The organism is Mesorhizobium sp. M0800, from assembly GCF_040320095.1.
Taxonomy (GTDB): domain Bacteria; phylum Pseudomonadota; class Alphaproteobacteria; order Rhizobiales; family Rhizobiaceae; genus Mesorhizobium.
In genome coordinates this window covers 82700-95522 of the sequence record NZ_JAMYOZ010000027.1, presented here as the reverse complement: position 1 = coordinate 95522, position 12823 = coordinate 82700, and the positions used below count along the sequence as shown (strand labels likewise).

The 12823-nt window shown below is 63.1% G+C and carries 13 protein-coding genes; 7 read left to right on the top strand and 6 right to left on the bottom strand.

Features of this window, described 5'->3' with window-relative positions; all coding sequences use genetic code 11:
- Window positions 1–99: 99 nt before the first annotated feature.
- Window positions 100–810 carry a purine-nucleoside phosphorylase gene (locus tag NKI18_RS25580; RefSeq protein WP_352619820.1) on the bottom strand — a complete coding sequence of 237 codons (711 nt, stop codon included), beginning with the start codon at window positions 808–810 and terminating at the stop codon, window positions 100–102.
- Window positions 811–893: 83 nt separating this feature from the next.
- Window positions 894–3467, bottom strand: a complete 2574-nt coding sequence (gene cckA / locus NKI18_RS25575) for a cell cycle histidine kinase CckA (RefSeq protein WP_352619821.1) — start codon at window positions 3465–3467, stop codon at window positions 894–896.
- A 203-nt stretch (window positions 3468–3670) separates the two neighbouring features.
- On the opposite strand from cckA, the gene NKI18_RS25570 reads away from it, so the two are divergent.
- The gene (locus NKI18_RS25570) at window positions 3671–4429 is read left to right on the top strand and encodes a hypothetical protein (RefSeq protein WP_353020884.1); all 759 of its coding nucleotides are present in this window, start codon (window positions 3671–3673) and stop codon (window positions 4427–4429) included.
- Window positions 4430–4512: 83 nt separating this feature from the next.
- Here the strand turns inward: NKI18_RS25570 and dksA are convergent, their stop codons facing one another.
- The gene (gene dksA / locus NKI18_RS25565) at window positions 4513–4929 is read right to left on the bottom strand and encodes an RNA polymerase-binding protein DksA (protein WP_023674847.1); all 417 of its coding nucleotides are present in this window, start codon (window positions 4927–4929) and stop codon (window positions 4513–4515) included.
- 314 nt (window positions 4930–5243) lie between these two features.
- On the opposite strand from dksA, the gene NKI18_RS25560 reads away from it, so the two are divergent.
- The 4 genes from NKI18_RS25560 (at window position 5244) to NKI18_RS25545 (ending at window position 8967) form a co-directional block, all read left to right on the top strand.
- Window positions 5244–5693 (top strand): SixA phosphatase family protein, encoded by a 450-nt coding sequence (locus tag NKI18_RS25560; RefSeq protein WP_502900749.1) that lies wholly within the window; start codon window positions 5244–5246, stop codon window positions 5691–5693.
- 62 nt (window positions 5694–5755) lie between these two features.
- On the top strand, window positions 5756–7234 hold the full coding sequence (locus NKI18_RS25555) for a YcjX family GTP-binding protein (protein WP_352619824.1): 1479 nt from the start codon (window positions 5756–5758) through the stop codon (window positions 7232–7234).
- Window positions 7231–8325, top strand: coding sequence for a YcjF family protein (locus tag NKI18_RS25550; RefSeq protein WP_352619825.1), 1095 nt, complete (start codon window positions 7231–7233; stop codon window positions 8323–8325). Before NKI18_RS25555 ends, NKI18_RS25550 begins: the two co-directional genes overlap by 4 nt.
- An 87-nt stretch (window positions 8326–8412) precedes the next feature.
- The gene (locus NKI18_RS25545) at window positions 8413–8967 is read left to right on the top strand and encodes a hypothetical protein (RefSeq protein WP_352619826.1); all 555 of its coding nucleotides are present in this window, start codon (window positions 8413–8415) and stop codon (window positions 8965–8967) included.
- 62 nt (window positions 8968–9029) lie between these two features.
- Here the strand turns inward: NKI18_RS25545 and NKI18_RS25540 are convergent, their stop codons facing one another.
- Entirely contained in the window at window positions 9030–9296 is a 267-nt protein-coding gene (locus tag NKI18_RS25540) for a hypothetical protein (RefSeq protein ID WP_352619827.1), read from the bottom strand.
- A gap of 229 nt (window positions 9297–9525) precedes the next feature.
- Here NKI18_RS25540 and NKI18_RS25535 point away from each other — a divergent pair, with 229 nt between their 5' ends.
- Window positions 9526–11361 carry a monovalent cation:proton antiporter-2 (CPA2) family protein gene (locus NKI18_RS25535; RefSeq protein WP_353020879.1) on the top strand — a complete coding sequence of 612 codons (1836 nt, stop codon included), beginning with the start codon at window positions 9526–9528 and terminating at the stop codon, window positions 11359–11361.
- Window positions 11362–11378: 17 nt separating this feature from the next.
- Complete coding sequence (locus tag NKI18_RS25530; protein ID WP_352619829.1) at window positions 11379–11930, top strand: DUF924 family protein; 552 nt, start codon at window positions 11379–11381, stop codon at window positions 11928–11930.
- Window positions 11931–11954: 24 nt separating this feature from the next.
- Here NKI18_RS25530 and folK read toward each other — a convergent pair whose 3' ends face one another.
- Both folK and folB read right to left on the bottom strand, forming a co-directional pair.
- Window positions 11955–12479, bottom strand: a complete 525-nt coding sequence (folK, locus tag NKI18_RS25525; protein WP_352455684.1) for a 2-amino-4-hydroxy-6-hydroxymethyldihydropteridine diphosphokinase — start codon at window positions 12477–12479, stop codon at window positions 11955–11957.
- Window positions 12463–12822 (bottom strand): dihydroneopterin aldolase, encoded by a 360-nt coding sequence (folB, locus tag NKI18_RS25520; protein ID WP_023674838.1) that lies wholly within the window; start codon window positions 12820–12822, stop codon window positions 12463–12465. Before folB ends, folK begins: the two co-directional genes overlap by 17 nt.
- Window position 12823: the final 1 nt, after the last annotated feature.

The window sequence follows — 12823 nt, the reverse complement described above, 5'->3', positions numbered from 1 at the left end:
TGGCGCCACATCGGCCACCTCGTTGAAACGATCGAGGCAACCGAATGCAACAACTACTTCGCAAACGCCGGCTACGCTTCCATCAAAACGTGAAAGGCTCTAGCTCTCCGCCGCCATGTCGAGCGCCAGCCGGGTCATATCGGTGAAAAGGCCCTGGCGTTCGGAATAGTCGGTCTGCTCGCCGGTTGCCACATTGTCGACGACGGTCAGGATCGACAGCGCCCGGGCGCCGAAATCGGCCGCAATGCGGTAGAGTGCGCTGGTTTCCATATCCACGGCGAGCGCCCCCTGTGCCTGTGCTTCGGCAAAGCGTTCGCGCCCCAGCGGATGATAAAAAATATCGCTGCAGATGGTCAGCCCGGCCCGATGGTCGATGCCGAGTTCCGCAGCCCGGGCCAACGCCTGGACCAATAATGCCGGATCGGGGCCGGCATCGGCACGATAGAGCCCAAAGACCTGGCCGCTCTCCGCATTTTCGCCACGCACCGATTGCGCGATCACCAGGCTGCGCAGCACCACCTCAGCGGTCAGGCCGCCGCAGGTGCCGGTGCGGATCAACGTCTTCGCGCCGTAGAAATCCAGCAGCTCGTGCACGTAGACCAGGAATGACGGGACGCCGATGCCGGTGGACTGGACGCTGACAGGCTTGCCGCGAAACAACCCGGTAAAGCCGAGCGCGCCGCGGCGGCGGTTGACGCAGCGCGGCGCTTCCAGAAAGGTCTCCGCCATCCATTCAGCGCGCTGCGGGTCGCCCGGCAGCAGCACCGTGCTTGCGTAGTCGCCTTTGCTAGCCTCGTTGTGTGGCGTCACGGCATGCTTTCCAAAACCCGTCGCCCGTTTCGCCTGCCATCATGGCAGTCTCACGACATTGCGCAAGCGGAGCGTTGGAAGGGTCAGGATTCCAGCATGTCCTTTACGATCGTGGCCAATTGCTTGAGCGAAAACGGCTTCGGCAAGAAGCCGAAATGCGCGTCGGCCGGCAAGTTCTTGGCGAACGCGTCTTCGGCATAGCCGGACACGAAGATAAACTTGATGTCGGGTTGCCGTTTGCGCAATTCGCCAAGCAGCGTCGGGCCATCCATTTCCGGCATCACCACGTCCGACACCACGACGTCGACCTTGCCGCCGAGCGCTTCGTAGACTTCAAGCGCCTCGACGCCCGACGACGCCTCGTGGACGGTGTAGCCGCGCGATTTCAGCGCCCGCATGCCGCCCATGCGCACGGCGTCCTCGTCCTCGACCAGCAGCACCGTGGCCGAGCCCGACAGATCCTTGGCTGAGTCGACGATCTTGGCAGGGGCGGCCGGCACTTCTCCAGCCTCGCCCGCCTTCCTTGCCTCCGCAATGTGCCGTGGCAGGAAGATGCGGAACACGGATCCCTTGCCGACTTCGGAATCGCAGAAGATGAAGCCGCCAGTCTGCTTGATGATGCCATAGACCATGGACAGGCCGAGGCCAGTTCCCTTGCCAACCTCCTTTGTCGTGAAGAAGGGCTCGAAGATCTTTTTCAGCACATCAGGTGCGATGCCGCTGCCGCTGTCCTCGACCTCGACCAGCACATAGTCGGCCGGAGTAAGTTCGCGGTAGGAAAAGGTCTTGCACTCTCCGGCGCTGACGTTGCGGGTGCGTACGGTGAGGTCGCCGCCGGCCGGCATCGCATCGCGCGCATTGACCGCCAGATTGACCACCACTTGCTCGAACTGCCCGATATCGACCCTGACCGGCCACAGGTCGCGGCCATGGTCGATCTTGAGCTTGATGTCGTTGCCGACCAGCCGGGCAAGCAGCATCCTGAGGTCGGCGAGCACGTCGGTCAGGTTGAGCACCTCCGGCCGCAGCGTCTGCTTGCGCGAGAAGGCCAGCAACTGCCGCACCAGCGAGGCCGCCCGGTTGGCATTCTGCTTGATGTTCATGATGTCCGGGAATGACGGATCGGACGGCCGGTGGTTGGTCAACAGCAGGTCCGAGGCCATGATGATGGCGGTCAGCACATTGTTGAAATCATGCGCGATGCCGCCGGCGAGTTGGCCGACCGCCTGCATCTTCTGGCTCTGCGCCATCTGGCCCTCGAGGGCCTTTTGCTCAGTGGTCTCCACGGCATAGACGATGGCCGATTCCTCGGCGCCCTCGCCACCGGTACCGTCTGCGACCGCGTTGACGTAGAAGCGTATGTGGCGCTCCTCATTGCCGGGCAGCACCGTATCGATCGGCTCGATGTCAGCCTGTTGCTGGCGTGCCTTTTCAAAGGCCGCGGCGAAAGCCGGCCGGTCGCGCTCGTGGATCACCGTATCCAGCCGCACACGCCGATCGACCGCGTCGCGGTCGACGACCGAGGAAAACAGCGACAGGAATGGCGCATTGGTGCGCAGGATGCGGCCGGCATGGTCGACGCCGGCTATCGCCATCGGCGTCGAGTTGAAGAACCGCGTGAAGCGTATTTCCGATGCGCGGAGGTCGGCCGAAGCGTCCTCGCCTTGCGTCCGGTTGAGCACGATGGTGCGAGTCGGGCCGTTGAGCCCCTCTCGGCTGGCCGAGACACGATGCATGAAGCGCACCGGCAGCGCCTCGCCGGTCATTGTTGTCAGATCGAGGTCGATAACGGCATTGCGCGTGGTACCAGCGTCGGCCTTGACCGAACGGACCAGCGCCATGCCGTCGCCGGCGACGATCTCCGGCAGCGTGATGGCGCCGGGAGTGAAGCTGGCCAGGTCGATGCCCAGCCACTCCGCAAGGGTCGCGTTGATATAGGTGACGCGGCCTTCCTGGTCGGCCGAAAAGAAACCGGCCGGCGCATGGTCGAGGTGATCGATCGCCTTTTGCAGGTCGAGAAAGAACCGCTCCTGCTCGGCCCGTTCTTGCGAGATGTCGGCAAGCTGCCAGGCAAGCATGGGCAGCCGTTGGCCGGGAACGCTGAAGGCGCGGGCCCGAACGCGGTACCAGCGAGCGCCCGGTTCGGCGCCTGGCCGAATGGACTGCGCGAGTCGAAACTCGCCGTCGCCAGGCTGGCCGTCACGCAGGCCTGACGCCAGCCGGTATATGGTCACCGAGGCCTCGGGAACGTCTGAAAGCAAACCTTCGACGGTCTTGAGGTCGGCGGCCGACTCGGCACCCGTCATATCGGCATAGGTCCGGTTGGCGTAGATGATACGGCCTTTGGTGTCGGTGACCAGGAGACCTTGCGACATCGAATCGACGAAAGCTTTCGACAGTTCGTCGCTTGTCGAGCGCGGCGTGATGTGCACGAAGCCGATCGCAGTGGCGAATAGAAAGCCGACGCCGATCATCGCCAGCACGCCAAGCATGCCGAGCAGGAATGGATCGCCAAGGCGCTCGCGGAAAAGGCCGAAGACGATCGCTGCCCCGGTCAGGACGACGATGAAGACGATGAGCCGGGTAACCGCTCCCGGCCGCGTGTTCTGGTCGACGATAGGTACCGGATAGAAATCGCCGCGCGCTTCCTTGGCCATGTGCCCCCTGCTCGTGAATTCCGGTGTCGGTTGAATCATATTCTCAGGGTTGGGAAAAGGCCCGGCTGCAGATGTCCGTTAAAAATGACGCCGTTCGGCTCCCGGCGTTTCAAGCTGTTCACGAAGCGTGAAAGGCAACTTGCGGTGGCCTGCCGCAACAGTCTAGTGTCGCCTCTCTTCGAAAGCTGATTTTGGGGGAACCAATGCTGCAATGGCTGGATGGCGTGGCGGGTCCTGGTTATGCCGCAGCAATCCTATGGACGTTTGCAGTACTTGTCCTTCTGCTCATCATTCTTCTTATCATCAGGCTGGTCCGCAGCCTGACGTTCGGGACATTCGTCGCCGGCGGCAGGAACCGCAAGACGCGGCTGGCTGTCATGGATGCCACAGCGGTCGACAGTCACCGGCGACTGGTGCTGGTGCGCCGCGACGATATCGAGCACCTGCTCTTGATCGGTGGTCCGACCGACGTCGTCGTCGAGCGCGACATCAGGCTCTCGGCGCTGCGGCGCCCGGCATTGACCGGAGACAACGGCCACCAGCCGGCAGCAAGGTCGGCTTCGATCACAGCCGCGCCGGCGAGGCAAGCGCCACCGCAGCCGGCAAGCGTAACCGCGACCCCTGTCCGAGCCCGCCAGACGGCGACGATGCCGGCAACAATGCCGGCGCCGGCGCCGGCGCCGAAAACGGCATCGAACGTCACGCCGTTGCCAAGTTATGGATCCGTCAACGCCAATGCCTCGCGGCATGCGCAGCCGCCGGCAAGACAGGACTCCCCGGCAAGATACGAGCCGCCGGCACAGCACGAGTCGATTGACGATGCGCTGATGAAGGAGCTGGAGGTTTCCCTCGACGAGCCACGCTTCAGCCAAACGCCGAGCAAGCCGGTGGCGAAGGCATCGCCCTCTCTCGACGACGAGATGACGAAGCTCCTCGGCGAGTTGTCCAATCAGAAAAGATAGGTCGATAGCGAACGGCCAATGAAAATGGCCGGAAAACCGGCCATTTTGAACGCTTTACCGATGCCGCTGTTTTTCCCGGCGACTCAGTCGTCGCGGTAGACCTTCTCGCGCCGCTCATGGCGCTCCTGTGCCTCGATCGACAAGGTGGCGATCGGGCGCGCGTCGAGCCGCTTCAGCGCGATCGGCTCGCCCGTCTCCTCGCAATAACCGTAAGTGCCTTCGTCAAGGCGCTGGAGGGCCGAATCGATCTTGGAGATGAGTTTTCGCTGGCGATCGCGGGCGCGAAGTTCGATGGCGCGGTCGGTTTCGGAGGAGGCGCGATCGGCGAGGTCGGGGTGGTTGGCGTTTTCCTGCTGCAGGATTTCGAGAGTTTCGCGCGCTTCGCGCAAGATGTCGTTCTTCCAGGTGACGAGCTTCATGCGAAAGTAGGATTTCTGCCGCTCGTTCATGAACGGCTCGTCTTCGGAGGGCACGTAATCGGCGGTAACGATGTCATTCATTCGACTCACCCAACAAACCCCAAATTTGGCGCCTATATATTCGCGGACCGAAAGCTGCACAAGGTCAATCGACAACAGTTTCACGCAATTGTTAGTCTCGGACAAACCAGCATCGGCGATGCCCTTTTTGCGAAGAATACGACCGAATCCGTACATGATTCGCTATGCTTGAGGGGTGCTTGCCATTGCGCACGGAGCTCTTCTGATGGCAAATCCTGCGGCGTGCTGACGGGTTCGGTGCCCGGCACAACGGGGATCCGGTAACCAGACTTTACCTGCTGAGGCATGCGAAGGCCGGCTGGGCGCTGCCTGGCGTGGCTGACTTCGACCGCCCGCTCGATCCATCCGGCTTCGCCGATGCCGAAGCGATGGGCGTGCTGATGCGTTCGCGCAAATACGCACCGGCCCTCACCCTTTGCTCAAGCGCCAAGCGCGCCCGCCAGACGCTGGAAAGCTTGGCCGGCCAGACGGACACGGGCCGGGTGCTGTTCTGTGACACCCTCTACAGCGACGATGCCGCCGCGTACCTCACTGCCATCCGGCAGAATGGCGGGCTGGATGCCTTGCTCGTCATCGGCCACAATCCGATGATTGAGGATCTCGCCATGGCGCTCTCAGGCGACGGCGACGAGACCGCGCGGGCCATGCTGAACCACGGCTTCCCGACCTCCGCACTTGCGGTGGTCCGGTTCAACGGCAGACTTGCCGAGGCTGCGCCAGGCACCGGCTATCTCGAAGCCTTCCTGACGCCTGCCGATATCTGAGGCCATTTCAAAGCCGCGCATCAAAGCCTATATCGGATCCTGACCGGCCCGCGAGAACAGATTTGGCATCATCGCTGACGACTTTTACCGACGAGGCGAAGATTGCCTTGGATACGTTGTCAGGCCGCGCTGCCGGGCTTTTCGCTCCGTCGCTGCGTCTTGGCGTGACCGGGCTGTCCCGCGCCGGCAAGACGGTGTTCATCTCGGCCCTTGTGCACAATCTGGTCCATGGCGGACGCTTGCCGCTGTTTGAGGCACAAAAATCGGGGCGCATCGCCCGCGCTTTTCTCGAAGAGCAGCCGGACGACGCCGTACCACGCTTCCAGTACGAGGATCACATCGCGGCTCTTGTCGACGACCGCGTCTGGCCGGATTCGACGCGTGCGATTTCCGAACTGAGGCTCACCATCGAATACGAATCGGCCTCTGGCTGGAGCCGCATGTTTTCCGCCGGCAAATTGTCGGTCGACATCGTCGATTATCCCGGCGAATGGCTGCTCGACCTGCCGCTGCTCGGCAAGTCCTACGCCGATTTTTCGCGTGAGGCCTTCGAGATGGCCGTGTTGCCGGTGCGTGTCGACCTTTCGCGGGAATGGCGGGCGCTCTCCAAGCCGGTCGACCCCAACGCCGAGGCCGACGAGATGACGGCGCGCCGTCTCGCTGAGAGCTTCGCCGCCTATCTCAAGGCCTGCAAACTCGACGAGCGGGCGCTTTCGACCTTGCCGCCCGGCCGCTTCCTGATGCCCGGCGATCTTGAAGGCTCGCCCGCTCTCACCTTCGCGCCGCTGCCGAATCTGGGCGGCCGGCGCGCCCGCTCGGGATCGCTGCAGGCTATGATGGAGCGGCGCTACGAGGCTTACAAGACGCATGTCGTCAAACCGTTCTTTCGCGAACACATCACGCGTCTCGACCGCCAGATCGTGCTCATCGACGCATTGCAGGCATTGAATGCCGGCCCCGGTGCGATGGCCGATCTGGAGCGCGCGGTCACCGAAATCCTGTCCTGTTTCCGGCCCGGCCGGGGCAACTTCCTGACCGACCTGTTTTCGAGGCGTATCGACCGTATATTGGTGGCCGCGACCAAGGCCGACCATCTGCACCACGAAAGCCACGACCGGCTGCAGGCGATCGTGCGGCGGCTAGCCGACCGAGCCGTGGCGCGGGCGAATTTCACCGGCGCCGACGTCGACGTCGTCGCTTTGGCTGCCATGCGCGCGACCCGGGAAGGCACGGTCAAGCAGGGCCGCGAGACTTTGCCGGTCATTATCGGCACGCCATTGCGCGGCGAAAAAATCGATGGCGAAACCTTTGACGGAAAGACAGAAACAGCCATATTTCCCGGTGACTTGCCGGAGAAAGTTGATGCGGTGTTCGACGTTTCCGAATCGACCCGCCGGCAGAACAATGACGACCCCGCGATCCGCTTCGTGCGCTTTCGCCCGCCGAAACTCGAGCGCACCGCCGAGGGTGTGACGCTGTCGCTGCCGCATATCAGGCTCGACCGCGCGCTGCAGTTCCTGATCGGAGATCATCTCGCATGAGTGCGCCCCGCAGACCGGCTGCCTTTCGCATAGAGCCGGAGCCCCAGCAGAAGGAAGATCCGACGGCTCACCATGCTGCGTCCGAGGCCGCGCCGGCGCGAAAGCCGCGTACCGTGACGGCGGATCTTGCCGTGGTCACACCGGCGGAGATCGACGTCTTCGACGAGCCTGATATCGTCGCTGCCGAACCGCCGCCGGCGATTGCGCCGCGAAAACGTTCGCCGCTTGGCAGCCTGTTCTTCGGCGCGCTGGGCGTTCTGGTTTCGCTCGCCGTCGGCCTCTGGACCGACCAGCTGATTCGCGACCTGTTCGAGCGCGCCGAGTGGCTGGGCTGGCTGGCCGCCGCTATGGCCGCGATCGCCATCCTGGCGCTTCTGATCATCCTCGTGCGCGAATTCATGGCGATTGCCCGCCTTGCCGAGGTCGAAAAGTTGCAGAAGCGGGCGCTCGATGCGATTGCCCGTGACGATCCGAAGGCCGCCCGCGCCGTGGTCGACGAGTTGTCGGTCTTTGTCTCGGCCAAGCCTGAAACCGCGGCCGGCAGGCGCTCGCTGGCCGAATTGCGCGGCGAGATCATTGACGGCGGCAATCTGGTGCGGCTGGCCGAGACCGAGATACTCGGCCCGCTCGATGCCCGCGCCAGGGTGATGATCCTCGAAGCGGCGAAGCGCGTCTCCCTGGTGACCGCGGTCAGCCCCCGCGCGCTGGTCGACGTCGCTTATGTCGTGTTCGAAGCCGGCCGGTTGATTCGCCGGCTGTCGGAGCTTTATGGCGGCCGCCCCGGCACGCTTGGCTTTTTTCGCCTGGCGCGCAGCGTTCTGGCCCATCTCGCGGTCACCGGGTCGATCGCCGTCGGCGACAGTTTCGTCCAGCAGATCGTCGGCCACGGCCTTGCCGCCCGGCTCTCGGCCAAGCTCGGCGAAGGCGTCGTCAACGGCATGATGACTGCGCGCATCGGCATTGCAGCGATGGAAACCGCAAGGCCCCTGCCCTTTTACGCGGTCAGGCGGCCCGGATTGGGCGATTTCCTCTCCGCGCTGACCTCCTTTGCAGCAAAGAAAGAAAAAGAAACATCCGCTTCCGGAACGTGACTATTGCCTTGGGGTGACAAAGCATTAACCAATCTTGTCCATGGTCGGAAGCGTCCAAACCAGTCTCTTTGTTGCCGGGTGTCGTCGATGAAAAGCGTTATTCTGTCCAGCGGGCTGCCCGTGGCGCTCGCGCTTGTCGCAACCGTCGGCATTGCCGGAAAGACCTCGGCGGCGGAACCGGACAAGCAGTTCTTTCGGTCGGTCGAAGGCAAATGGGTCGGCCCCGGGGAAATCGTTGCAGGCAAATACAAGGGCACGAAGTTCACCTGCAGCTTCATCGGCTCGACGCCTGACGGCAAGGTCGGCATGTCGCTCGACGGCGGCTGCCGGGTAGGCATGTTCACCCAGCAGATGTCGGCAAAGATCGAACACAAGGGCCGGCAGGGCTACAAGGGCAGCTTTATGGGCGGGGCCGCCGGCTCCGGCCTCGACATTATCGGCGGCAATGTCGTCGATGCGCACAAGGTGGTTTTCACCATCAATCGCAATCAGTTGCGCGGCGTTATGCAGGCGCTTGTCCCCGACGACAATTCGATGACGGTAACCGTTGCCGTGCGCGTCGACCAGCAGCTGGTCCCGGTCATCGGCATGAAGCTGAAGCGGATGGATGCAGTCGAGGTCGGCTCCATAACTCCGAACTGACTTTCAGCGTGAGAGGGCGGCGGCCAAACGGCGCCGCCCTCTTTTGATTTGCAAATAAGTGCTCAGCCCTTGATCGCGGCAATCACCTCGTCATAGGCCTCGCAGGCCTCAGCCGCTGTCGTGCCGCCCTGATATTTGGTTGTGACCGCCTGGACCTTGGCCCCGAGGTCGGCTGCCTTGGCCGGATCCTTGGTAATCGCAGCCTGAAGTGCCGCAGTCATGTCCTGGGCCTTCTTGGTCAGCATCTCGGTCGTGCACTCCGGCGCCTTCGAACAGGCAGAACCGGCAAGTGCCACGATGCCAACGGCAAGCAGCAAGAACTTCTTCATGTCAGTCATCTCCTCAAAAAAGGGCCGCGACTTGATCGTCGCTCGCCCTTCACTGGCCGAAGCCGGGCGTCCTTAGCGCCGGATTGCTGGAACAAGCAACGCGCGGGAGCCCATTATCCTGTTCAGTGCGCCTGCAATATCGCCTTCACAACGCGCCGGATTCGCACTGTTCGATCCGCCCCGAAGCCCCTATCTTGGCCGCTTGTTGCAAGAGAGCGGAACGGCAGGCATGGCGGCAGAGGCATCGAACGGCGATCTGATCCAGGTGGTGGCGCTGCTCGCCGCCGGCGTCGTTGCGGTGCCGATCTTCAGGCGCATCGGACTTGGCTCCATCCTCGGCTATTTGACGGCTGGCGTCGTGATCGGTCCGTTCGGGCTGCGCATCTTTTCCGAATCGGAAGCCATTCTTCATGTCGCCGAACTCGGCGTCGTCATGTTTCTGTTCATCATCGGGCTGGAGATGCAGCCGTCACGGCTATGGGGCATGCGCCGCGAAATTTTCGGGCTTGGCGCGCTGCAGGTCGGCGTCTGCGCGGTCCTGCTGACCGGCGTCGGGCTGGCGGGAAGTTTTCCTATCGCGCAATCCTTCGTCGCCGGCGCCGGTTTCGTGCTCACCTCGACGGCCATCGTCATGCAATTGCTGGAAGAACGCGGCGAACTGGCCACGCCCAAGGGCCAGCGCATCGTTTCGGTCCTGCTTTTGGAAGACCTGGCTATCGTGCCGCTGCTGGCGCTGATCGCCTTCCTCGCGCCGGGCGGCGCCGATATGAGCCTGTCGGATCGGTTGACGGAGGTCGGCATCGGCCTTGCCGCGATCGTCGGGCTGGTGCTTGCAGGACGCTATCTGCTCAATCCGTTCTTCCGTATCCTGGCGGATGCGCGCGCCCGCGAGGTGATGACCGCAGCCGCCCTTCTGGTCGTTCTCGGATCGGCGCTCGCCATGCAGCTTTCCGGCCTGTCGATGGCGATGGGCGCCTTCCTGGCCGGCGTGCTTTTGTCCGAATCGACCTTCCGCCATCAGCTGGAGGCCGACATCGAACCGTTCCGCGGCATTCTGCTCGGACTGTTCTTCCTCGCCGTCGGCATGTCGCTCGACCTGCATGTGGTCGTCGTCAACTGGCAGCTCATTGCCATCTATGTCGTCGCCTACATGATGATGAAGGCGATCGGCATCTATATCGTCGCCCGCATTCTCAAAACCGGCCACCGGGAAGCGCTCGAGCGCGCGGTCTTCATGGCGCAAGGCGGCGAATTCGCCTTCGTCCTCTATTCCGCAGCAGCGGCAGTCGGGATCATCGATAGCCAGGCCAATGCGATGCTGACCGCTATCGTCATCATTTCCATGGTGCTGACGCCGTTGGCAATCATAGCCCTGCGGTATCTGACGCCGCGCGACGAGCAGTCGCTTGAAGGCGTCGATGTCGCCAACGGCCTGACCGGCAGCGTGCTGATCATCGGCTTTGGCCGGTTCGGCCAGATCGCCAGTCAGCCGCTTTTGTTGCGCGGGATTGATGTGTCGATCATCGACAATGAGGTCGAGATGATCCAGGCGGCGGCCGATTTCGGCTTCAAGGTCTATTACGGCGACGGCACGCGGCTGGACATCCTGCGTGCCGCGGGCGCCGGGCGCGCACGCGCCGTGCTGATCTGCGTTGACAAGCCCGATGCCGCCGTGCGCATCGCCGAGCTCATCAAGGCGGAGTTTCCGTTGCTGACGGTGCTGGCGCGGGCTTTCGACCGCGGCACGGCGTTGCAGCTCATTCGTGCCGGCGTCGACTATCAGCTCCGCGAGACGTTCGAATCGGCGCTTGTCTTCGGCGGCTCGACACTGGAAGCTCTCGGCGTCGATCCGGAAGAGGTCGCCGAGGTAGTCGAGGACGTCCGCCGCCGCGATGCTGCCCGTTTCGAACTTCAACAGGCAGAAGGCATCCGCGCCGGGCGACGCTTCCTCAAAGGCAATATCGGCACCCCCATCCCGACGCCGCTCAGCACGCCACGGCGCGTGGGCCAGGCGCTCAACGAGGAGACCGCCGGCGTACTGCAGAAATCCGAACCGGCCGATTAAACGTTGGAAAGACGCGAATGATAAACGAACTGGACGAGCGCGCTGTCTCCATCACCAGATTCTGGCGCGACGCCGGGGAGGACGCGTGGTTCGAGAACAACGACGCCTTTGATGCCGACTTCCGCACCCGGTTTCTCGATCTGCACTTTGCCGCCGCCCGCCGCGAATGCGACGGCTGGTCCGAACACGCCGAAGGGTCGCTGGCACTGATGATCCTGCTCGACCAGTTTCCGCGAAACTGCTTTCGCGCCACCGGTCACATGTACGCCACGGACCCGCTGGCGCGGCATTTCGCCGGGAAAGCGATCGCTGCCGGCCATGACCTGGCACTCGACGAAGAGCTCCGCGTTTTTCTCTATCTGCCCTATGAGCATTCGGAGGACCTCGCCGATCAGCTCAAATCGGCAGAGCTTACCGCCGCCAAAGCCCCAATCTATCTGAAATATGCGATCGAGCATCGCGACATCATCCAGCGCTTCGGCCGCTTTCCGCATCGAAACAGGATGCTTGGCCGCGAGACGACACCGGACGAACAAATGTTCCTCGACGGAGGTGGGTTCTCCGGCTGATTTCAGGCACCGATGGCGGCAGCGTCAGGTTTTCCACCAATCCCGGCCTGACGGCAGCCGTTCAATGCCCGATGTGTCGACGGCGGCCAGCCGCTCCGATACGCTCTTGCCGTCAACCACAAGCTCCGGCGCAATTTCTGCCAGCGGCGCCAGCACGAAGGCGCGCTCCAGCATGCGCGGATGCGGCACCTCCAGTCCGGTCTCGTGGATGATGCGGTCGCCGAACACCAGAATGTCGATATCGATCAGGCGTGGACCCCAGCGCTCCTCGCGCACCCGCTTCAGTTTTCGCTCGGCGTCGAGGCAAAGGTCGAGCAAAGCCCGTGGCGCGAGCGCGGTCGAGATTTCGGCCGCCGCGTTGAGGAAATCCGGCTGATCGAGCTTGCCCCAGGGCGGCGTGCGGTAGAGCGACGAAACGGCAACGACGCGCGTTCTCTCGTTGGCATCCAGAATGCCCAGTGCCGCAGCCATCGACTTCGCCGGATCACCGAGATTGCCGCCAAGGCTGAGATAGACGGTGTTGTTGTTGTTACTATTCTGGCCAGACAACGGTCACCTCGACATGATCGAGCACACCCGGCACCGGGGCGTTCGGCTTGCGCACGGTGATCTCGGCCTTTTTGATCTGCGGAAACCGCGCCGTTAGCGCCCTCGCCACTTCGAGCGCCAGCGCTTCGATCAGAAAGCGCCGTTCGCCGGTAATGATCTTCTCGATGACCGCAAAGGCGATGCCGTAATTGACGGTGTCCTCGATGGAATCCTCGACCAGCGCCCGCCCGGGATCCACCGTGAGTGCCGCATCGACATAAAAGCGCTGGCCGAGCGTCTCTTCTTCGTCCAGCACACCGTGCCGGGCAAAGAAGGCGCAGTTCTTCATGCGGATGACATACATG

Coding starts and splice junctions, on each gene's coding strand:
- NKI18_RS25535 (WP_353020879.1), top strand. CDS start 9,526: ATGGCGGCAGAGGCATCGAACGGCGATCTGATCCAGGTGGTGGCGCTG.
- NKI18_RS25570 (WP_353020884.1), top strand. CDS start 3,671: ATGCTGCAATGGCTGGATGGCGTGGCGGGTCCTGGTTATGCCGCAGCA.
- NKI18_RS25540 (WP_352619827.1), bottom strand. CDS start 9,296: ATGAAGAAGTTCTTGCTGCTTGCCGTTGGCATCGTGGCACTTGCCGGT.
- cckA (WP_352619821.1), bottom strand. CDS start 3,467: ATGGCCAAGGAAGCGCGCGGCGATTTCTATCCGGTACCTATCGTCGAC.
- NKI18_RS25550 (WP_352619825.1), top strand. CDS start 7,231: ATGAGTGCGCCCCGCAGACCGGCTGCCTTTCGCATAGAGCCGGAGCCC.
- folB (WP_023674838.1), bottom strand. CDS start 12,822: ATGTATGTCATCCGCATGAAGAACTGCGCCTTCTTTGCCCGGCACGGT.
- NKI18_RS25530 (WP_352619829.1), top strand. CDS start 11,379: ATGATAAACGAACTGGACGAGCGCGCTGTCTCCATCACCAGATTCTGG.
- NKI18_RS25545 (WP_352619826.1), top strand. CDS start 8,413: ATGAAAAGCGTTATTCTGTCCAGCGGGCTGCCCGTGGCGCTCGCGCTT.
- dksA (WP_023674847.1), bottom strand. CDS start 4,929: ATGAATGACATCGTTACCGCCGATTACGTGCCCTCCGAAGACGAGCCG.